Source organism: Streptomyces sp. NBC_01314 (assembly GCF_041435215.1).
Classification (GTDB): domain Bacteria; phylum Actinomycetota; class Actinomycetes; order Streptomycetales; family Streptomycetaceae; genus Streptomyces.
Genome location: NZ_CP108394.1, coordinates 3,527,088 through 3,547,021, shown reverse-complemented (window position 1 = coordinate 3,547,021; position 19,934 = coordinate 3,527,088). Strand labels below are relative to the sequence as shown.

Below are 19,934 nucleotides of genomic sequence, written 5' to 3'. Positions count from 1 at the left end.
CGTGGCTGTTCCGAAGCGGAAGATGTCGCGCAGCAACACGCGCCACCGCCGGTCGCAGTGGAAGGCTGCGGTCCCCACCCTGGTTGCGTGCGAGCGCTGCCACGAGCCCAAGCTGCAGCACATCGCGTGCCCGTCTTGCGGCACCTATAACAAGCGCCAGGTCCTCGAGGTCTGAGCGGCTGGTGAGAGGCTCTATGTCTGACGCCAAGGCGGAGACCAACGCCAAGAAAAAGGCGGAGAACACAGCCTCGTCCCACACGCTTCTGGAAGGGCGGCTCGGCTACCAGCTCGAGTCCGCCCTTCTGGTGCGTGCGCTGACCCACCGTTCGTACGCGTACGAGAACGGCGGTCTGCCCACCAACGAGCGCCTGGAGTTCCTCGGGGACTCCGTCCTGGGTCTCGTGGTCACGGACACGCTGTATCGCACCCACCCCGACCTGCCCGAAGGCCAACTGGCCAAGCTGCGGGCCGCGGTGGTCAATTCTCGTGCGCTGGCGGAGGTGGGCCGCGGGCTCGACCTCGGCTCCTTCATCCGGCTCGGCCGCGGTGAAGAGGGCACGGGTGGCCGGGACAAGGCATCCATCCTCGCCGACACCCTCGAAGCGGTGATCGGCGCGGTCTATCTCGACCAGGGGCTCGACTCGGCGGCGGAGCTGGTGCACCGCTTGTTCGACCCGCTGATCGAAAAGTCTTCGAACCTCGGAGCCGGCCTGGACTGGAAGACCAGTCTCCAGGAGCTCACCGCGACCGAAGGGCTCGGTGTGCCCGAGTACCTGGTCACGGAGACCGGCCCCGATCACGAGAAGACCTTCACAGCTGCCGCCCGCGTCGGAGGCGTCTCGTACGGCACCGGCACCGGCCGCAGCAAGAAGGAAGCGGAGCAGCAGGCGGCCGAGTCCGCCTGGCTCGCGATCCGCTCCGCGGCGGACGAGCGGGCGAAGGCGGCGGCCGAGGCCGCGGCCCTGCCCGATGAGCCCGCCGAGACTCCTTCCGACGCCGGCCCGGCCTGACGGTCCGGCCGGGGGCTGCCGCCCCCAGACCCCCCGCGAGGGGATGAGGGGGCGGCTTCGGTACGTTGTCGCGTGCGTGCGGGTTGTGGTCGCTCGCGCAGTTCCCCGTGCCCTGCAAAAAAATTGCACGAGGCGCGGCCCCTGCTTTTTGAGGGGCGCGGGGACCGCGCGACCAGCCGCGCACCACCTGCGGCCGCCACCCGACATCACCCCAGAGCTCTCAGGCCCCACGTCCGGAGGACCCCGTGCCAGAACTCCCCGAGGTCGAGGTCGTACGACGCGGCCTGGAGCGATGGGTGGCCCACCGGACGGTCGCCGACGTGGAGGTCCTTCACCCACGGGCGATCCGCCGCCACCTGGCCGGCCCCGAGGACTTCGCGCTCCGGCTGAAGGGCCACCGCATCGGGGAGCCCAGCCGACGCGGCAAGTACCTGTGGCTGCCCGTGGAGGACACCGGCATCGCCGTCCTCGCCCATCTCGGCATGAGCGGCCAGCTGCTCGTGCAGCCGCACGACGCGGCCGACGAGAAGCATCTCAGGATCCGCGTCCGCTTCGCGGACGACCTCCGTACCGAACTCCGCTTCGTCGACCAACGCACCTTCGGCGGACTGTCGTTGCACGACACCACCCCCGACGGCCTGCCGGACGTCATCGCGCACATCGCCCGTGACCCTCTCGACCCGCAGTTCGACGCGGAGGCCTTCCATCAGGCGCTGCGACGGAAGCGCACGACCATCAAACGGGCCCTGCTCGACCAGTCGTTGATCAGCGGGGTCGGCAACATCTATGCCGACGAGGCGCTTTGGCGGTCGAGGATCCACTACGAGCGCCCCACGGCCGGTTTCACCCGCCCCCGTACCACCGAACTCCTGAGCCACGTACGGGACGTGATGAACGCGGCGCTCGCGGTGGGCGGCACGAGCTTCGACAGCCTGTACGTCAACGTGAACGGCCAGTCGGGGTACTTCGACCGGTCACTGGACGCGTACGGCCGCGAGGGGCTGCCCTGCCGCCGCTGTGCCACGCCGATGCGGCGGCGGCCGTGGATGAACCGGTCCAGCTACTTCTGCCCGACGTGTCAGAGGGCGCCGCGCGTCCCGTCGTAACGCTCGCGGGACCGGAGCACCTCCCCCATGCGGTCCTCCACGCAGGTGATGAGGGACAGCAGGCGCTCGGAGACGTCCCGGCCGAGCGGGGTGAGGGTGTAGTCGACGCGGGGCGGATTGGTGGGCTGGGCCTCGCGATGGACCAGGCCGTCGCGCTCCAGGGCGTGCAGGGTCTGGGAGAGCATCTTCTCGCTGACGCCGTCGACGCGACGGCGCAGCTCGTTGAAGCGGAGCGAGCCCTCGTGCAGTGCGCTGATCGTGAGCACGCCCCAGCGGCCCGTGACGTGCTCCAGGGTGCCCCGCGACGGACAGTTCCTGGCGAACACGTCGAAGGCCAGCCTGTCGAGGTTCGAGGCGTCCGCGCCCGCGGCGGCCTGCGCGGGCGTCACGGCGGTGTGCGCGGCTGATTCCATATGCCGAGCATACTCCGGCGCAGCGCTAACCAGAAGGTTGCACTAACTCCTGGTTAGTGAACGCGCCCGGCGGCGTCTAGTAGCCGAAGTCCTGTGTCCACCACGGTCCGCCGTCGCCCAGGTGGACACCGACGCCGAGGGTCTTGAAGTCGCAGTTGAGGATGTTCGCCTTGTGGCCGGCGCTGTTCATCCAGGCCTCCATGACCGCCTCGGCGGTGGCCTGGCCGCGGGCGATGTTCTCGCCGCCCAGGCCGGTGATTCCGAGGGCGGCGGCGCGGTCCCACGGGTCGTCGCCGTCGGGGTTGGTGTGGTCGAAGAAGCTGCGGAGGGCCATGTCCTCGCTGAAAGCCTCGGCCAGCTTCGCCAGATCGCTGTCGGCCGCCACCGGGCTGCAGCCCGCTTTGGCCCGCTCCTCGTTGACCAGGAGGAGGACCGCGGCCTCGGCCTGGGTCTCGACGGAGACCTCCACCGGGGAAGTGGTCTCCTTCTCCTTCTCCTTGGTGGGCTTGGCGGACGGCGTCTTGGTCTTCTTCGAGCCGGAGTCCTTGCCCGCCTTGTCGGAAGGCTTCTCGGGCGGCTTCCCCGAGGGGGACGGGCTGTTCGACGGCGAGGCCTCGCGCTGGGCGTCGCGGCTGGTGGACTCGTCCTCGCGCTGTTCCTGCGCGGCGCCGTCCGTACCGCCCTGCTGGGTCGCCGCACCCGTCGGCGAGCCGACGGGAACCACTGTCTCGTTGGCGTTGCCCCCGCTGACCGCGTACTTGTCGCCGCCCGGCAGCACCCCGGTGGCGACGGCGACGGTTCCGAGGGCGACGGCGGCGGAGACACCGAGGAGGCCGGTCTTCACAGGAGTCACGGTCCGCTTCTTACGGCGGCGCGAACCGCCGGCGCGCGAGGCGGCCTGGGCGTCGGCCTCCAGGACCGCGGCGAACCCGTACAGGTTCTCGGGACCGTAGTGGGGCTCCTCGGGAGCGAAACCCGTGTCGGTGACCCCGGCGGCGCGGCCCCCCCTGGCGGCGCGGCCGGCGGCGGAGCGTCGGTGGCGTCCCATGTCTTGGCCTTCCTCGTCCTTGCGTGTCCTGCGGTCAACGTTGGGGATCTCGTCGACGTTGTGATCGTCGCCTTCACGAACCTCACACGAAGGAGTGAGTTTCATATGAGATTCATTGGGTGGGGACGCTACAGCATGGCGCCAGGGGAGGAAGGGACCCGAGAGACATTGCCCGTTAGCGTGCAGGCATGAGTGAGGATGTACGGCTGGTCGCCTGGGTGCGTGGACGGGTGCAAGGGGTGGGTTTCCGCTGGTTCACCCGGGCTCGGGCGCTGGAGATCGGCGACCTGAGTGGTTTTGCTCTCAATTTGTCCGACGGGCGGGTGCAGGTGGTCGCCGAAGGCACCCGCGAGGCGTGCCAGGGGCTTCTGGAGTGGCTCCAGGGCGACGACACGCCCGGGCGCGTGGACGGCGTCACCGAGATCTGGGACACATCGCGAGGGGGCTACGACGGCTTCGCCATTCGCTGACCCCCTTCAGTGCAGCGGGCCGGGCGAGGGTGGAGGGGCGCGCCACCGGCATATGCCAGGAGCATGCACAAACCAGAAATGTGCAGGTGATTGCCAAGACAGGTTTGTCGTGGCACGCTCCGAAGAAAGGATGATCCCCTTGCTCCGCCGGCCAGGAGATGTCCCGGAAGCGCCGCAGCGTCGCCCGCTCAGGGCCGCGCGGCAGTGGGGTGCCCGCCGATGCGGGGCGTGATCGTGTTGACCGTCAAACTTTTTGGTGAGACGCTAAAAGCAACCCCGCGCACCTTAGCTGTTTGGCATGGAGAACGGCAGCAAAACTCAACAGTGCCAAGCATCGCGGGTGCGATTCCCTCACGACCCACACCGCTTCGGTCGGTCACTCAGTGTGGAGGACCATCCATCATGGCAAAGGCGCTTCTCGGTTACGTCGGCGGCTCCGACCCGCGACTCCTCGCCGAGATGCGACGGCTCCAGCAGCGTGTCCAGGACCTGGAATCCGAACTCGGACGAATCCAGGCGGAGAACGACGCGCTGACGGCTGCCGCTTCTCACGACTCGCTCATGGAGCTCGACGCACGCCAGGCGGAGCCTGCGCTCACCTGATCACCGCATCGCACCACGACAGACAGCAGTGGTCGGGCCGCTCGTGTCAGCCGCTACGTTGTCAGATCTGCAAGGGACGCCTTCTCCAGGCGTCCCTTCTTTCTTTCCCCCCGAACTCCCGAATCCCCCACACTCTTTAACGTCTGATGTGCCCTGCACGTTCATGTGCGAAACCGCGCGTTCATGGAGTGGGACAAGGCCGGAAGGTAGAGTCCGGCGGCGTGCACCTCAAGGCCCTGACCCTCCGCGGGTTCAAATCGTTCGCCTCGGCCACCACGCTCCGGTTCGAGCCGGGCATCACGTGCGTCGTCGGACCGAACGGCTCGGGCAAGTCCAACGTCGTGGACGCACTCAGCTGGGTCATGGGCGAGCAGGGCGCGAAGTCCCTGCGGGGCGGCAAGATGGAGGACGTCATCTTCGCCGGTACCACCGGGCGACCCCCGCTCGGCCGCGCCGAGGTGTCCCTGACCATCGACAACTCCGACGGGGCCCTCCCCATCGAGTACTCAGAGGTCACGATCACGCGGATCATGTTCCGCAACGGCGGCAGCGAGTACCAGATCAACGGCGACACCTGCCGCCTCCTCGACATCCAGGACCTGCTCTCCGACTCCGGTATCGGACGCGAGATGCACGTCATCGTCGGCCAGGGCCAGCTCGACTCCGTCCTGCACGCCGACCCCATGGGCCGCCGCGCCTTCATCGAGGAGGCCGCCGGTGTCCTCAAGCACCGCAAGCGCAAGGAGAAGGCGCTGCGGAAACTGGACGCCATGCAGGCCAACCTGGCCCGCGTCCAGGACCTCACCGACGAACTCCGCCGCCAGCTCAAACCCCTCGGCCGCCAGGCCGCCGTCGCCCGCCGGGCCGCCGTCATCCAGGCCGACCTGCGGGACGCACGCCTGAGACTGCTGGCCGACGACCTCGTACGACTCCACGCGGCGCTCCGCACCGAGGTCGCCGACGAGGCCGCGCTGAAGCAGCGCAAGGAGGCCGCCGAGACCGAGCTGAGGAAGGCGCTCCAGCGGGAGGCGCTTCTGGAGGGCGAGGTACGACGGCTGGCTCCGCGTCTTCAGCGGGCCCGGGAGACCTGGTACGAGCTGTCGCAGCTCGCCGAACGGGTGCGCGGCACGATCTCCCTGGCCGACGCCCGGGTCAAGAGCGCCACCTCCGCTCCCCCCGAGGAGCGGCGCGGACGCGACCCGGAGGACATGGAGCGCGAGGCCGCCCGTATCCGGGAACAGGAGGCCGAGCTCGAAGCGGCCCTGGAGGCGGCCGAGCACGCCCTGGAGGACACGGTCGAGCACCGCGCCGAGCTGGAGCGCGAACTGTTGGGCGAGGAACGTCGGCTGAAGGACCTCGCCCGCTCCATCGCCGACCGCCGCGAGAGCCTCGCCCGGCTGAACGGCCAGGTCAACGCCGCCCGCTCCCGCGCGGCCTCCGCCCAGGCCGAGATCGACCGTCTCGCAGCCGCCCGAGACGAGGCACAGGAACGTGCGGTCACCGCCCAGGAGGAGTACGAGGCGCTGAAGGCCGAGGTCGACGGCCTCGACGCCGACGACACCGAACTGGCCGAACAGCACGACACCGCGAAGCGCGCCCTGGCCGCGGCCGAGGCCACTCTCACCACGGCCCGTGAGGCCGCCACTGCCGCCGAACGCCGCCGCGCCGCCACCCAGGCCCGCCATGAGGCACTCTCGCTGGGCCTGCGCCGCAAGGACGGCACAGGCGCGTTGCTCGGCGCGAAGGACCGGCTCGGCGGGTTGCTGGGTCCGGCCGCGGAACTGCTGACGGTGACCCCGGGCCACGAGATCGCCCTGGCCGCCGCATTCGGGGCGGCGGCGGACGCCATCGCCGTGACGTCCCCCGCCTCGGCCGCCGAAGCCATCCGCCTGCTGCGCAAGCAGGACGCGGGCCGGGCGGCGCTGCTGCTGGCAGGGGCGCCGGAGGAGTCACAGCCCGCGCCCGACAGGGGCGCGGGGAACGGCGTGAGCAGCCACGACGAACCCGCGGCCGACCGGCGACCGCTCCCGGCATCTCCCACCGCGCACTTCGCCGCCGCCCTCGTGCGCGGCCCTTCCGACCTCATGCCGGCCGTACGCCGCCTGCTCCACCGCGTCGTCGTCGTCGACACCCTCGAAGACGCCGAGGACCTCGTCTACGCGCGCCCCGACCTCACCGCCGTCACCGCCGAAGGCGACCTGCTCGGGGCGCACTTCGCGCACGGCGGGTCCGCGGGGGCGCCGAGTCTGCTCGAGGTGCAGGCGTCCGTCGACGAGGCGGCGGCAGAGCTGGAGGAACTGGCCGTACGGTGCGAGGAGTTGGCCGAGGCCCAGCAGGGCGCGGTCGAGTCGCGCCGGGACCGGGCCGGGCTCGTGGAGGAGCTGGGGGAGCGGCGCCGGGCCGCCGAGCGGGAGAAGTCCGCGGTCGCCCAGCAGCTCGGGCGGCTGGCCGGGCAGGCGAGGGGCGCCGTGGGGGAGGCCGAGCGGTCCACGGCTGCCGCGGCACGCGCCCAGCAGGCGCTCGACAAGGCCGTACAGGAAGCCGAGGAGCTGGCCGAACGGCTCGCGGTGGCCGAGGAGATGCCCGTGGAGGAGGAGCCGGACACCTCCGTACGGGATCGGCTCGCGGCGGACGGGGCCAATGCACGACAGACCGAGATGGAGGCCCGGCTCCAGGTGCGGACGCACGAGGAGCGGGTCAAGGGGCTCGCGGGGCGCGCGGACTCCCTCGACCGGGCCGCGCGCGCCGAGCGCGAGGCGCGGGAGCGGGCCGAGCAGCGCAGAGCCCGGCTGCGGCACGAGGCGGCCGTGGCCGAGGCCGTCGCGTCCGGGGCCCGGCAGCTGCTCCGCCACGTCGAGGTCTCCCTCGCCCGAGCGGAGGAGGAACGCACCGCCGCCGACGCCGCCAAGGCACGCCGGGAGCAGGAACTCGCGCAGGCCCGTGGCGAGGGGCGTGACCTCAAGACCGAGCTGGACAAACTGACCGACTCCGTACACCGCGGCGAGGTGCTCGGCGCCGAGAAGCGGATGCGGATCGAGCAGCTGGAGACCAAGGCGCTGGAGGAGCTGGGCGTCGAGCCGGAGGGACTGATCACGGAGTACGGCCCCGACCAGCTCGTACCACCGTCGCCGCCCGCCGAGGGGGAGGAGTTGCCGGAGGACCCGGAGCACCCCCGCAACCAGCCGAAGACGTTCCACCGTGCCGAGCAGGAGAAGCGGCTCAGGGCGGCCGAGCGGGCGTACCAGCAGCTCGGCAAGGTCAATCCGCTGGCGCTGGAGGAGTTCTCGGCGCTGGAGGAGCGGCACAAGTTCCTCAGTGAGCAGCTGGAGGACCTGAAGAAGACCCGCGCGGATCTGCTCCAGGTGGTGAAGGAGGTCGACGAACGGGTCGAGCAGGTGTTCGCCGAAGCCTTCTGGGACACCGCGCGGGAGTTCGAGGGCGTCTTCGGCCGGCTCTTCCCCGGCGGTGAGGGGCGGCTGATCCTCACCGACCCGGACAACATGCTCACCACCGGCGTCGACGTCGAGGCCCGGCCGCCGGGCAAGAGGGTCAAGCGGCTGTCGCTGCTCTCCGGCGGTGAGCGGTCGCTGACCGCCGTCGCCATGCTGGTGTCGATCTTCAAGGCACGGCCCAGTCCGTTCTATGTGATGGACGAGGTCGAGGCGGCGCTCGACGACACCAACCTGCAGCGGCTGATCCGGATCATGCAGGAGCTGCAGGAGGCGTCGCAGCTGATCGTGATCACGCACCAGAAGCGGACGATGGAAGTCGCCGACGCCCTGTACGGCGTGTCGATGCAGGGCGACGGCGTGTCGAAGGTGATCAGCCAGCGGTTGCGTTAGCCGTTTTCGTCTGCGGGTAGGCGGGGGCTTGTCGTGCGGTTCCCCGCGCCCCGCGCCCGCACCCTGACTGTCGACGCAGATTCTTCAATACTTAAACTCAATCTCCCCATTTGCTCTTCCGTGGGCCCAAAGAAGCCCACCCGACCCCCTCTTGACTTCGAAACTTGAAGGCATATTCTCTGCAGCGTTGTTTTTACCTTCAGAGCGGAAGGTCCCCCCACGTGACCAGCACAGCGCAGACATCCAAGTCAGGAGCGCGCGAAGGCCAGCCCGACCATCTCTCGCACGTGATCTTCATCGCGGCGGCGGCAGCGATGGGCGGATTCCTCTTCGGCTACGACAGCGCCGTGATCAACGGCGCCGTCGAAGCCGTCCGGCACCGCTACGACATCGGCTCCACGGCACTGGCACAGGTCATCGCCGTCGCGCTCATCGGCTGCGCCGTCGGCGCGGCCACGGCCGGCCGGATAGCCGACCGCATCGGCCGCATCCGGTGCATGCAGATCGCGGCCGCCCTCTTCACGGTCAGCGCCGTCGGCTCGGCACTCCCCTTCGCGCTGTACGACCTCGCCTTCTGGCGGATCGTCGGCGGCTTCGCCATCGGCATGGCGTCGGTCATCGGCCCCGCCTACATCGCCGAGGTCGCCCCGCCCGCGTACCGAGGACGGCTCGGCTCGTTCCAGCAGGCCGCGATCGTCGTCGGCATCGCCATCTCCCAGCTGGTCAACTGGGGCATCCTGAACGCCGCCGACGGCGACCAGCGCGGTGAGCTGCTCGGCCTGGAGGCCTGGCAGATCATGCTCGGCGTGATGGTGGTCCCAGCCGTGCTGTACGGCCTGCTCTCCTTCGCGATCCCCGAGTCCCCGCGCTTCCTGATCTCCGTCGGCAAGGACGAGCGCGCCCGCGAGGTACTCGCCGAGGTCGAGGGCAAGGACGTCGACCTGGACGCCCGGGTCGCCGAGATCGAGTCGGCCATGCACAGCGAGCACAGGTCGACGTTCAAGGACCTGCTCGGCGGGAGCTTCCTCTTCAAGCCGATCGTCTGGATCGGCATCGGCCTGTCGGTCTTCCAGCAGTTCGTCGGCATCAACGTCGCCTTCTACTACTCCGCGACGCTGTGGCAGTCCGTCGGTGTCGACCCGGCCGAGTCGTTCTTCTACTCCTTCACGACCTCGATCATCAACATCGTCGGCACCGTCATCGCGATGATCTTCGTGGACCGGATCGGCCGCAGGCCGCTCGCCCTCATCGGCTCCGTCGGCATGGTCCTCGGCCTCGCCCTGGAGGCCTGGGCCTTCTCCTACGACCTCGTCGACGGCAAGCTCCCCGCCACCCAGGGCTGGGTCGCCCTGATCGCTGCCCACGTCTTCGTCCTCTTCTTCGCCCTCTCCTGGGGTGTCGTCGTCTGGGTCATGCTCGGCGAGATGTTCCCGAACCGGATCCGCGCCGCCGCCCTGGGCGTGGCCGCCTCCGCGCAGTGGATCGCCAACTGGGCCATCACCGCGAGCTTCCCGTCCCTGGCCGACTGGAACCTCTCGGTGACCTACCTGATCTACACGGTCTTCGCCGCGCTCTCCATCCCCTTCGTCCTCAGGTTCGTCAAGGAGACGAAGGGCAAGGCGCTGGAGGAGATGGGCTAGACCCGTCGGCCACCCGCCTCCCCGATCCCGAGGGGAAGGGCCAAGGTCCCCGGTGCCCCTCCTCGTACCCCGGCCGCCCTCCCGGCCCGACCACTGAGCGGGCCGGGAGGCGGCTGGGTTCGTTCAGGAGGCGTCGCTCAGCCGTTCAGTCGCGGCAGCACTCGCTCGGCGAACAGCCGAAGCCCGCGCCACCCCTCCTCGACCGGCATCCCACCGGCCAGCGGATGCAGTACGTAGTTGTCCAGGCCCAGTGCCACGCACTCGTCCGGGGTGACGATCCGGTACACGCCCTCCGCGCGCAGCTCCGCCACCGTCGCCGCCCCCGACCGCACGGCCGACCGGATGCCGGCCGACTGCCAGGAGGCGTACGTCCGCGCCTCGTGCAGGAAGTGCCCGCCGTACTCGGCCCACGCCCGGTCCGGATCCTCCGCCACGTGCAGCAACGGCGTCTCGGCGGCGGGCATCATCGTCCACCCCTCGGTGCCGTACTCGACGAGCCGCTCCTTGTAGTACGCCTCCAGCTCTGGCAGATGCGCGCTCGGGAAGAAGGGGAGCCCGAGGCGGGCCGCCCGGCGGGCCGCGGCCTTCGAGGAGCCGCCGACCAGCAGCAGCGGATGCGGCTCGGTCCCCGGACGCGGGGTCACCCGGACCGTGCGCCCCCGGTACACGAACGGCTCACCGGTCCACGCCCGGAGCAGCGTCTGCAACACCTCGTCCTGGAGCTTTCCGCGGTTCTTCCAGTCGACGTCGAACTGCGCGTACTCCTCCGGCCGGTACCCGATCCCGGCGACGGTCACCAACCGGCCGCCGCTCACCAGATCCAGTACGGCGATGTCCTCGGCCAGCCGCAGCGGGTCGTGCAGCGGCCCGATCACCGCCGACACCGTCACCGCTATCCGCCGGGTGGCCCCGAACACCGCTCCCGCGAAGACGAACGGCGACGGCAGCCAGTTGTTCTCGACCCCGTGGTGCTCCTCCGTCTGCACGGTGCTGAGGCCCCGCTCATCGGCGTACGCCGCCATCTCGACGGCGGCCCGGTAGCGGGCCCGGAGCGAGGCGGGCGTGGCGCCGGGCTCGACCAGGTTGAAACGGACGACCGTGACGGGCATGGGGGACCCCCTTCAGGCGGCTGTGGAGGGGGACAGTAACTGACGAGGTGTCAGGTTTCTAGGGAGGGTGTGTGACGGCCACCCCTGAGGGGCTTCCGCCCGACGAAATGTCGGACGGCGGGCCGGCCCGGCCCGTGGGGCGTGCAGCCCCGACGCGCCCAACGAACCGCTGGGCGGGAGGTCGCGCCATACTGGCGTTGTTATGGAACTCATCCTTGCTCTAGTCATCGCCGTGGTCGTGCTCGGCGTGCTGGGCGGGCTCGTCGTAGGCAGCCGCAGGAAGAAGCCGCTGCCCCCGGCACCCCCCACGACACCCGACATCACCGCTCCCCCGGCCGAGCCGCACGTCGGCGACGAGGCCGAGACGCCGCGCGACGAACCGCGCCGAACGATCGAGGAGGTAGGCCTCCCCGACGGCACGGCGCCGGCACCCGTCACCGTCGAGGAACCACCGGCCGCCCCCGCGATCGAGATCCCCGAGCCGGCCGCCGGCCGTCTGGTGCGGCTGCGCGCCCGGCTCTCCCGCTCGCAGAACGCGCTCGGCAAGGGGCTGCTCACGCTGCTCGCGCGCGAGCACCTCGACGACGACACCTGGGAGGAGATCGAGGACACCCTCCTCACCGCCGACGTCGGCGTCCAGCCCACCCAGGAGCTGGTCGAACGGCTGCGCGAGCGGGTGAAGGTGCTCGGCACCCGCACCCCGGCCGAGCTGCGCACCCTGCTGCGCGAGGAACTGCTGAAGATCCTCGTCCCCGAGTTCGACCGCGTGGTCAACACCGACTCGCCGCTCGACACCCCGGGCATCGTGATGGTCGTCGGCGTCAACGGCACCGGAAAGACCACCACCACCGGCAAGCTCGCCCGGGTGCTGGTCGCCGACGGCAAGAACGTCGTCCTCGGTGCCGCGGACACCTTCCGCGCCGCCGCCGCCGACCAGCTGCAGACCTGGGGCGAGCGGGTCGGCGCCCGTACCGTGCGCGGTCCCGAGGGCGGCGACCCGGCGTCCATCGCCTTCGACGCCGTCAAGGAGGGCATCGCGGCGGGCGCCGACGTCGTCCTCATCGACACCGCCGGCCGGCTGCACACCAAGACCGGCCTCATGGACGAGCTCGGCAAGGTCAAGCGTGTCGTGGAGAAGCACGCGCCGCTGGACGAGATCCTGCTCGTCCTCGACGCGACCACCGGCCAGAACGGTCTCGTCCAGGCCCGTGTGTTCGCCGAGGTCGTCGACATCACCGGCATCGTCCTCACCAAGCTCGACGGCACCGCCAAGGGCGGCATCGTCATCGCCGTCCAGCGCGAGCTGGGCGTACCCGTCAAGCTCGTCGGTCTGGGGGAGGGCGCGGACGACCTGGCGCCCTTCGAGCCGGAGGCGTTCGTGGATGCACTTATCGGCGAATAACCACACAGATCCACCACGGAAATTTCCTAGGTGGGGTCATAGAAGCGCCCGCCCCCAAGGTGCAGTCGGGGACGGGCGCTTCGCTGTATACGTGTGAGGGGCTGCGGTCAGGCCCGTGACCGGTGGGCCACGTATGCCAAGGTCCCCAGCAGCAGCCGCGCGGCGGGCGGCTTCGTCGCCGAGTCGAGGGCGGGGGAGCGGAGCCAGCTGACCGGGCCGAGGCCGCCGCGGTCGGAGGGCGGGGCGGTGACATGGCTGCCGGGGCCGAGGCCGCGCAGATCGAGGGCGGACGGGTCGTCCCAGCCCATGCGGTAGAGCAGCGTGGACAGCTCGGCGGCGGCGCCCGGGGCGACGAGGAACTGGGTGCGGCCCTCGGGGGTGGCGATCACAGGGCCGACGGGAAGGCCCATGCGTTCCAGGCGGACGAGTGCGTGCCGACCCGCCGACTCGGCGACCTCGAGCACGTCGAAGGAGTGGCCCACCGGCAGCATCACGGAGGCGCCGGGGAACTCGGCCCAGGCCTCGGTCACCTCGTCGAGCGTCGCTCCGGCGCGGACGGGATGCGCGAAGTCGAGTGGATGCGCGCCGGGCGCGGAACAGGTGGTCCTGCCGCACGAGCACGCGCCCGAAGCCGTCCGTGCGCCGGGGACGACGTCCCATCCCCAGAGGCCGGTGAACTCGGCAACGGCCGTGCAGTCCGAGGAACGGCCGCGCCGACGCGTGCCGGAGCGCATCTCCCGAATGCCGCCGATCGTGAAGCCCATGCCCCCTCCAACGGGTCCAGCGCGCCGTGGTTACGCGACGGAGTCGGAATGCGACGCTCTGCTTCCACAGGGGGTGGCGCACTGCGGCACCCGGGGTGGTGCGGTCAACGACACGCGCCCCTGAATGCATCGCTCCGCCCACTCCCGACCGTCTTGTGTCAAGTGAATCGCGTGCGGGCACCCGTGAGTTCATTCGAAGGGGTGGCGAATGGTGGCGTTTCCGGAATCGCCGTGGCCGGACGCGTGATCGTAGGATTACTTTGAGTGCACGGGACCTGGGGAGGCATGCGCTCGTGGGTATGCCGGAGGCAAGTCGTCTTTCCGTTCGATGGGTGACGAGGGTCGGACGTACGGCGTGGTAACCGGCATTCTGTTAGGGCTTGGCGCATACAGCGCACAGGTGGTTTCAGGGATGGGGGCGTTCCAGTGGGCGGCAACGGCGGAAGCGGCACGAACGCTGAGAAGCGCCCGAACGAACTGCTGGGCTCGTGGTTCGTCCGCAGCGGCTGGTCCAAGGGCGAGCTCGCCCGACAGGTCAACCGCCGGGCCCGTCAGCTCGGCGCCAACCACATCTCCACCGACACCTCGCGCGTACGGCGTTGGCTCGACGGGGAGAACCCGCGCGAGCCGATCCCGCGGATCCTGTCCGAGCTGTTCTCCGAGCGGTTCGGCTGCGTCGTCGCCGTGGAGGACCTGGGACTGCGCGCGGCCCACCGGTCCCCGTCCGTCTCCGGTGTCGATCTGCCCTGGACGGGCCCGCAGACCGTGGCGTTGATCAGCGAGTTCTCGCGCAGCGACCTGATGCTGGCGCGGCGCGGCTTCCTCGGGAGCTCGCTCGCCCTCTCCGCGGGCCCGGCCCTCATCGAGCCGATGCAGCGCTGGCTCGTCCCCGCGCCCCCCGCCCCGCGCGCGGAGCCCGAGCCCTCGCCCGCCGCCCGCCGCGCCGGTCGGCTCTCCAAACCGGAGCTGGACCTCCTGGAGTCCACCACGGTGATGTTCCGGCAGTGGGACGCCCAGTGCGGCGGCGGTCTGCGCCGCAAGGCGGTCGTCGGCCAGCTCCACGAGGTGACCGACCTTCTCCAGGAGCCCCAGCCCGAGGCCACCACCCGTCGGCTGTTCAAGGTCGCCGCCGAGCTGGCCGAGCTGGCCGGCTGGATGAGCTACGACATCGGCCTGCAGCCCACGGCCCAGAAGTACTTCGTCCTCGCACTCCACGCGGCCAAGGAGGCGGGCGACAAGCCCCTCGGCTCCTACGTCCTCTCCAGCATGAGCCGCCAGATGATCCACCTCGGCCGGCCCGACGACGCCCTCGAACTGATCCATCTCGCCCAGTACGGCAGCCGCGACTGCGCGAGTCCGCGCACCCAGTCGATGCTGTATGCGATGGAGGCCCGCGCCTACGCCAACATGGGCCAGCCCGGAAAGTGCAAACGGGCCGTCCGGATGGCCGAGGACGTCTTCGCCGACGCCGAGGAGTGGGACGACCCGGACCCCGACTGGATCCGCTTCTTCAACGAGGCCGAGCTGCACGGCGAGAACTCCCATTCCTACCGCGACCTCGCCTACGTCGCCGGCCGCAGCCCCGCCTACGCGTCCCTCGCCGAACCCGTGATGCGCCGGGCCGTCGAGCTCTTCTCCACGGACACCGAACACCAGCGGTCGTACGCGCTGAACGTCATCGGCATGGCCACCGTGCATCTGCTCCAGCGCGAGCCCGAGCAGGGGGCGGCCATGGCCCAGCAGGCCATGGAGACCGCGAAGAAGGTGCGTTCCGAGCGCGTCAACACCCGTATCCGCAAGACCGTCGACACGGCCGTACGCGAGTTCGGCGGTCTCGCCGAGATCGTCGACCTCACCGACCAGCTCGCCGTCCATCTTCCCGAGACCGCAGAGGCGGTCTGACCCCGGCCCCGTACCGCGGGCCCACGTACTCCGGCCGCGGCCGACCATCCCGACTGCCCGACTCGGCTCCCCCATGCCAGGTCATCGGATGGTCTGCCGTGGTCGGTCCGTTCGGGGAGGTTCCACCGGAAGTTCCATCGGATACGAAACCGTTATCCGCCGAGGGCCCCGCAGAGGCTGGGCCCCACACGGGATGCATCCTCCGCGATTCACGTTTCACCTGTCTGTAACGTGATGGGCGCCTTCGTCACGTCCGGGAAACATTTCCAAACTCCTGGCGAAACGGTGCTGCGTCAGTCTCCTCAGCACAGTCGGCCCTCCCCGATAGCTCCCAAGCTTCCGCATCCGCACGGGCCGTTCCGACCACGAGGAGATACCGGCATTGAACGGCACAGATACCGGATTCGTATTGATCAGTGCGGCGCTAGTCATGGTGATGACGCCGGGCCTGGCGCTCTTCTACGGCGGCATGGTCCGTGCCAAGAGCGTGCTGAACATGCTGATGATGTCCTTCATCTCGCTGGGCATCGTCAGCATCCTGTGGGTGCTGTACGGCTACTCGCTCGCCTTCAGCGGTGACCAGGGCGGCTTCATCGGCGACCTGGACGCGATCGGCCTCAAGGGCATCGACGTCACCAGCACGGTCGACAGCTTCGTCGCCGGCGCGAACGGCGAGCCGCACAAGATCGCCGCGTTCGCCTTCATCCTCTTCCAGATGCTGTTCGCGGTCATCACCCCGGCCCTGATGAGCGGTGCGCTGGCCGACCGCGTCAAGTTCAGCGCCTGGATGATCTTCGTCGCACTCTGGGTCACCCTGGCCTACTTCCCGGTCGCGCACTGGGTCTGGGCGCCGGGCGGCTGGCTCTTCGAACTGGGCGTCATCGACTTCGCCGGTGGTACGGCGGTCCACATCAACGCCGGTATCGGCGCGCTCGCCGCGGTCCTCGTCGTGGGCAAGCGGATCGGCTTCAAGAAGGACCCGATGCGGCCGCACAGCCTGCCGCTGGTCATGATCGGCACCGCCCTGCTGTGGTTCGGCTGGTTCGGCTTCAACGCCGGCTCCTGGCTCGGTGTCGACGGCACGACCGCCCGCATGGCCATCAACACGCAGATCGCGACCGCCGCGGCCATCATCGGCTGGCTGATCTACGAGCGCATCCGTCACGGCGCGTTCACCACCCTCGGTGCCTGCTCCGGCGCCGTCGCGGGCCTCGTCGCGATCACCCCGTCCGGCGGTCACGTCAACGCCTTCGGCGCCATCCTGATCGGCATCGTCGCCGGTGCCGTCTGCTCCTGGGCGGTCAGCCTCAAGTACAAGCTCGGCTATGACGACTCCCTCGACGTCGTCGGCGTCCACCTGGTCGGTGGTGTCATCGGCACCCTGCTGGTCGGCTTCCTCGCGACCGACGGGATCGGCGGCCTCGACCAGTTCGGCAAGCAGGCCACGGGTGCCTTCTCGGTCATGGGCTACACCTTCGTGGTGACCTGGCTCATCGCCTTCGCCATCCAGAAGACGATCGGCTTCCGGACGTCCGAGGAGGACGAGGTCACCGGTGTCGACCAGACCCTGCACGCCGAGACCGCGTACGACTTCTCCTCGGCCGCCGGTTCGCACATCTCCGCCAGCACCACGAGCAGCGTCGCTGCGCCCGAGAGCAAGAAGGTCGAGGCATGAAGCTGATCACCGCGGTCGTCAAGCCGCACCGGCTCGACGAGATCAAGGAAGCCCTGCAGGCCTTCGGGGTGCACGGCCTTACGGTGACCGAGGCCAGTGGGTACGGTCGGCAGCGGGGCCACACTGAGGTGTACCGGGGTGCCGAGTACACGGTCGACCTGGTTCCCAAGATCCGTATCGAGGTGCTCGCCGAGGACGAGGACGCCGAGCAGTTGATCGACGTCATCGTCAAGGCCGCCCGCACCGGCAAGATCGGTGACGGCAAGGTCTGGTCCCTCCCGGTCGAGACGGCCGTACGGGTCCGGACCGGCGAGCGCGGCCCGGACGCGCTCTGATCGAAGAGAAGAACAGGAGTCGCTGGGTGACGAGTACGGACGTACGTACGGATGCAGAGGACTCGGGACCCAGCGGTTATGCGGCGGCCCGGCTGCGCCTCCTCCAGGAGGAGGCGCAGTCCGGGCCGCCGCGCCGTTCGGCCCTGGCCGAGCTGACCGACGACTGGCTCGCGGGCCTCTTCGGCGCGGGCGCCACCGAATTGCGCGGTGCCTCGCTGGTCGCCGTGGGGGGCTACGGGCGGGGTGAACTCTCGCCCCGCAGCGATCTGGATCTGCTGCTCCTGCACGACGGGTCCGACGAGCGGGCGGTGGCCGCGCTGGCCGACCGCATCTGGTATCCCGTCTGGGACCTGGGGCTGGCCCTCGACCACTCCGTGCGCACCCCCGCCGAGGCCCGCAAGACCGCCGGTGAGGACCTCAAGGTGCAGCTGGGGCTGTTGGACGCCCGGCACATCGCCGGTGATCTGGGACTGACCGCCGGGCTGCGGACCGCGGTCCTCGCCGACTGGCGCAACCAGGCGCCCAAACGCCTCCCGGAACTCCAGGAGCTGTGCGCCGAGCGGGCCGAGCGGCAGGGGGAGCTGCAGTACCTGCTGGAACCCGACCTCAAGGAGGCGCGCGGCGGGCTGCGCGACGCCACCGCCCTGCGCGCCGTCGCCGCCTCCTGGCTCGCCGACGCCCCGCGCGAGGGGCTCGCCGAAGCACGGCGCCGGCTCCTCGACGTACGGGACGCGCTGCATCTCACCACCGGGCGCGCGACCGACCGGCTCGCGCTCCAGGAACAGGACCAGGTCGCCGCCGAGCTGGGACTGCTGGACGCCGACACCCTGCTGCGCCAGGTGTACGAGGCCGCGCGGGTCATCTCGTACGCCAGTGATGTGACCTGGCGCGAAGTGGGGCGCGTGTTGCGTTCGCGCGCCGTGCGGCCCCGGCTGCGCGCCATGCTCGGCGGTGGGAAGCCCGCCCCCGAGCGGTCGCCGCTGGCCGAGGGCGTGGTCGAGCAGGACGGCGAGGTCGTACTCGCGCGGGCCGCCAAGCCCGACCGGGACCCCGTGCTGCCCCTGCGTGCCGCCGCCGCTGCCGCCCAGGCCGGACTGCCGCTGTCCCTGCACGCCGTACGGCGACTCGCAGCCGCCGCCCGGCCGCTGCCGACGCCCTGGCCCGCCGAGGCGCGCGAGCAGCTCGTCACCCTGCTGGGTTCCGGGCGCCCGACCGTCGACGTCTGGGAGGCGCTGGAGGCCGAGGGCCTCATCACGCACCTGCTGCCCGACTGGGAGCGGGTGCGCTGTCGGCCGCAGCGCAACGCCGTGCACATCTGGACCGTCGACCGGCACCTCATCGAGACCGCCGTCCGGGCCTCCGAACTGACCCGCCGGGTCCACCGGCCCGACCTCCTGCTCGTCGCCGCGCTGCTGCACGACATCGGAAAGGGCTGGCCCGGCGACCACTCCGTCGCCGGCGAGATCATCGCCAAGGACGTGGCGGCCAGGATCGGCTTCGACCGCGACGACGTGGCGGTGCTCTCCACCCTCGTACGCCACCATCTGCTGCTCGTCGACACGGCCACCCGGCGAGACCTGGAGGACCCGGCCACCGTCCGGTCCGTGGCCGACGCGGTCGGGTCGCCGGGCACGCTCGAACTGCTGCACGCGCTGACCGAGTCGGACGCGCTGGCCACCGGGCCCGCCGCCTGGTCGTCGTGGCGTGCCTCGCTGGTGTCCGAGCTGGTCCAGCGGGTCGAGGCGGTGTTCGCCGGAGATGCCCCGGAGGAACCGGAGCCCGGCGAGACCAGCGCCGAGCAGGAGCGGCTCGCGATCGAGGCGTTCCGCACGGGCGGTCCCGTGCTGTCGCTGCGCGCGCAGACGGAGGCCGCCGCCGGGGAGAAGGACGAGAAGGCCGACCCCGAGCCGCTCGGCGTGGAACTGCTCATCGCCGTACCCGACCAGGCGGGCGTCCTGCCCGCGGTCGCCGGCGTTCTCGCCATGCACCGGCTGACCGTGCGCACGGCCGAACTCGGCACGTTCGACCTCCCGGACAGCGTCGAGGGCTCGGTATTGCTGCTGAACTGGCGGGTGGCCGCCGAGTACGGCTCGCTGCCCCAGGCGGCCCGGCTCCGCGCGGACCTCGTACGGGCCCTGGACGGGTCGCTGGACATCGCCGGGCGGTTGGCCGAACGGGACGCGGCCTATCCGCGGCGGCGGGGCGTGGTGGCGCCGCCGCCGCGCGTCACGGTGGCCGCGGCGGCCTCCCGGCACGCCACGGTCATCGAGGTCCGTGCCCAGGACGCCCCCGGGCTGCTCCACCGGATCGGGCGCGCCCTGGAGGACGCGCACGTACGGGTGCGCAGCGCGCATGTCAGCACGCTGGGCGCCAACGCGGTGGACGCCTTCTACGTGACCGGGCCGCAAGGGGCACCGCTGCCGGGCGACGAGGCGGCGTCCGTGGCGCGGAAGCTGGAGGAGATGCTGCGCGGGTGAGCTGACGGGTGCGGGGCCCGCCCGGCCCCGTGCCCGTGCCCATGCCCACGGCCACGGTCGTGCTCGTGCTCGTGCCGGGAGTCTTCCGTCACCACTATCCACAGGGGTGGAGACCCGACCACACCCAGACAGATACGC

At 70.6% G+C, this 19,934-nt stretch carries 16 protein-coding genes; 12 read left to right on the top strand and 4 right to left on the bottom strand.

Translation table 11 applies throughout. The annotated features are described in order from the left end of the window. Window position 1 precedes the first annotated feature (1 nt). From rpmF to mutM, 3 genes are all read left to right on the top strand, one after another. A complete protein-coding gene (gene rpmF, locus OG622_RS15465) occupies window positions 2-175 on the top strand; it encodes a 50S ribosomal protein L32 (protein WP_007493396.1) in 174 nt (57 codons plus the stop codon). Window positions 176-194: 19 nt separating this feature from the next. Then, window positions 195-1,010, top strand: a complete 816-nt coding sequence (gene rnc, locus OG622_RS15460) for a ribonuclease III (protein WP_371576677.1) — start codon at window positions 195-197, stop codon at window positions 1,008-1,010. A gap of 245 nt (window positions 1,011-1,255) precedes the next feature. Then, the gene (gene mutM / locus OG622_RS15455) at window positions 1,256-2,116 is read left to right on the top strand and encodes a bifunctional DNA-formamidopyrimidine glycosylase/DNA-(apurinic or apyrimidinic site) lyase (RefSeq protein ID WP_371576676.1); all 861 of its coding nucleotides are present in this window, start codon (window positions 1,256-1,258) and stop codon (window positions 2,114-2,116) included. Here the strand turns inward: mutM and OG622_RS15450 are convergent. Next, a complete protein-coding gene (locus OG622_RS15450) occupies window positions 2,089-2,529 on the bottom strand; it encodes a winged helix-turn-helix transcriptional regulator (protein WP_371576675.1) in 441 nt (146 codons plus the stop codon). The two genes, mutM and OG622_RS15450, sit on opposite strands and share 28 nt — an antisense overlap. Window positions 2,530-2,605: 76 nt before the next feature. Beyond that, the gene (locus tag OG622_RS15445) at window positions 2,606-3,577 is read right to left on the bottom strand and encodes a CAP domain-containing protein (protein ID WP_371576674.1); all 972 of its coding nucleotides are present in this window, start codon (window positions 3,575-3,577) and stop codon (window positions 2,606-2,608) included. A gap of 188 nt (window positions 3,578-3,765) precedes the next feature. Between OG622_RS15445 and OG622_RS15440 the strand changes: the two genes are divergently transcribed. From OG622_RS15440 to OG622_RS15425, 4 genes are all read left to right on the top strand, one after another. Continuing rightward, on the top strand, window positions 3,766-4,047 hold the full coding sequence (locus OG622_RS15440; protein ID WP_371576673.1) for an acylphosphatase: 282 nt from the start codon (window positions 3,766-3,768) through the stop codon (window positions 4,045-4,047). Between the two features lie 402 nt (window positions 4,048-4,449). Next, window positions 4,450-4,650 carry a hypothetical protein gene (locus tag OG622_RS15435; RefSeq protein ID WP_005479841.1) on the top strand — a complete coding sequence of 67 codons (201 nt, stop codon included), beginning with the start codon at window positions 4,450-4,452 and terminating at the stop codon, window positions 4,648-4,650. Window positions 4,651-4,871: 221 nt separating this feature from the next. Then, complete coding sequence (smc, locus tag OG622_RS15430) at window positions 4,872-8,492, top strand: chromosome segregation protein SMC (RefSeq protein ID WP_371576672.1); 3,621 nt, start codon at window positions 4,872-4,874, stop codon at window positions 8,490-8,492. A 221-nt stretch (window positions 8,493-8,713) separates the two neighbouring features. Then, on the top strand, window positions 8,714-10,132 hold the full coding sequence (locus OG622_RS15425; RefSeq protein ID WP_371576671.1) for a sugar porter family MFS transporter: 1,419 nt from the start codon (window positions 8,714-8,716) through the stop codon (window positions 10,130-10,132). A gap of 137 nt (window positions 10,133-10,269) precedes the next feature. Here OG622_RS15425 and OG622_RS15420 read toward each other — a convergent pair whose 3' ends face one another. Then, window positions 10,270-11,241: an LLM class flavin-dependent oxidoreductase gene (locus OG622_RS15420; protein WP_371576670.1), complete on the bottom strand. Its 972-nt coding sequence runs from the start codon at window positions 11,239-11,241 to the stop codon at window positions 10,270-10,272. Between the two features lie 202 nt (window positions 11,242-11,443). Here OG622_RS15420 and ftsY point away from each other — a divergent pair, with 202 nt between their 5' ends. Then, window positions 11,444-12,643 (top strand): signal recognition particle-docking protein FtsY, encoded by a 1,200-nt coding sequence (ftsY, locus tag OG622_RS15415; RefSeq protein ID WP_371576669.1) that lies wholly within the window; start codon window positions 11,444-11,446, stop codon window positions 12,641-12,643. A gap of 107 nt (window positions 12,644-12,750) precedes the next feature. Here the strand turns inward: ftsY and OG622_RS15410 are convergent, their stop codons facing one another. Next, complete coding sequence (locus OG622_RS15410) at window positions 12,751-13,407, bottom strand: bifunctional DNA primase/polymerase (protein ID WP_371576668.1); 657 nt, start codon at window positions 13,405-13,407, stop codon at window positions 12,751-12,753. Window positions 13,408-13,833: 426 nt separating this feature from the next. Here OG622_RS15410 and OG622_RS15405 point away from each other — a divergent pair, with 426 nt between their 5' ends. The 4 genes from OG622_RS15405 (at window position 13,834) to OG622_RS15390 (ending at window position 19,796) form a co-directional block, all read left to right on the top strand. Further along, window positions 13,834-15,309 (top strand): hypothetical protein, encoded by a 1,476-nt coding sequence (locus tag OG622_RS15405; protein WP_371576667.1) that lies wholly within the window; start codon window positions 13,834-13,836, stop codon window positions 15,307-15,309. A 430-nt stretch (window positions 15,310-15,739) separates the two neighbouring features. Next, a complete protein-coding gene (locus tag OG622_RS15400) occupies window positions 15,740-16,984 on the top strand; it encodes an ammonium transporter (protein ID WP_371576666.1) in 1,245 nt (414 codons plus the stop codon). After that, window positions 16,981-17,319 (top strand): P-II family nitrogen regulator, encoded by a 339-nt coding sequence (locus OG622_RS15395; protein ID WP_093498850.1) that lies wholly within the window; start codon window positions 16,981-16,983, stop codon window positions 17,317-17,319. The genes OG622_RS15400 and OG622_RS15395 overlap by 4 nt, the downstream gene beginning before the upstream one ends. 26 nt (window positions 17,320-17,345) lie before the next feature. Beyond that, the gene (locus tag OG622_RS15390) at window positions 17,346-19,796 is read left to right on the top strand and encodes a [protein-PII] uridylyltransferase (protein WP_371576665.1); all 2,451 of its coding nucleotides are present in this window, start codon (window positions 17,346-17,348) and stop codon (window positions 19,794-19,796) included. Window positions 19,797-19,934 lie beyond the last annotated feature (138 nt).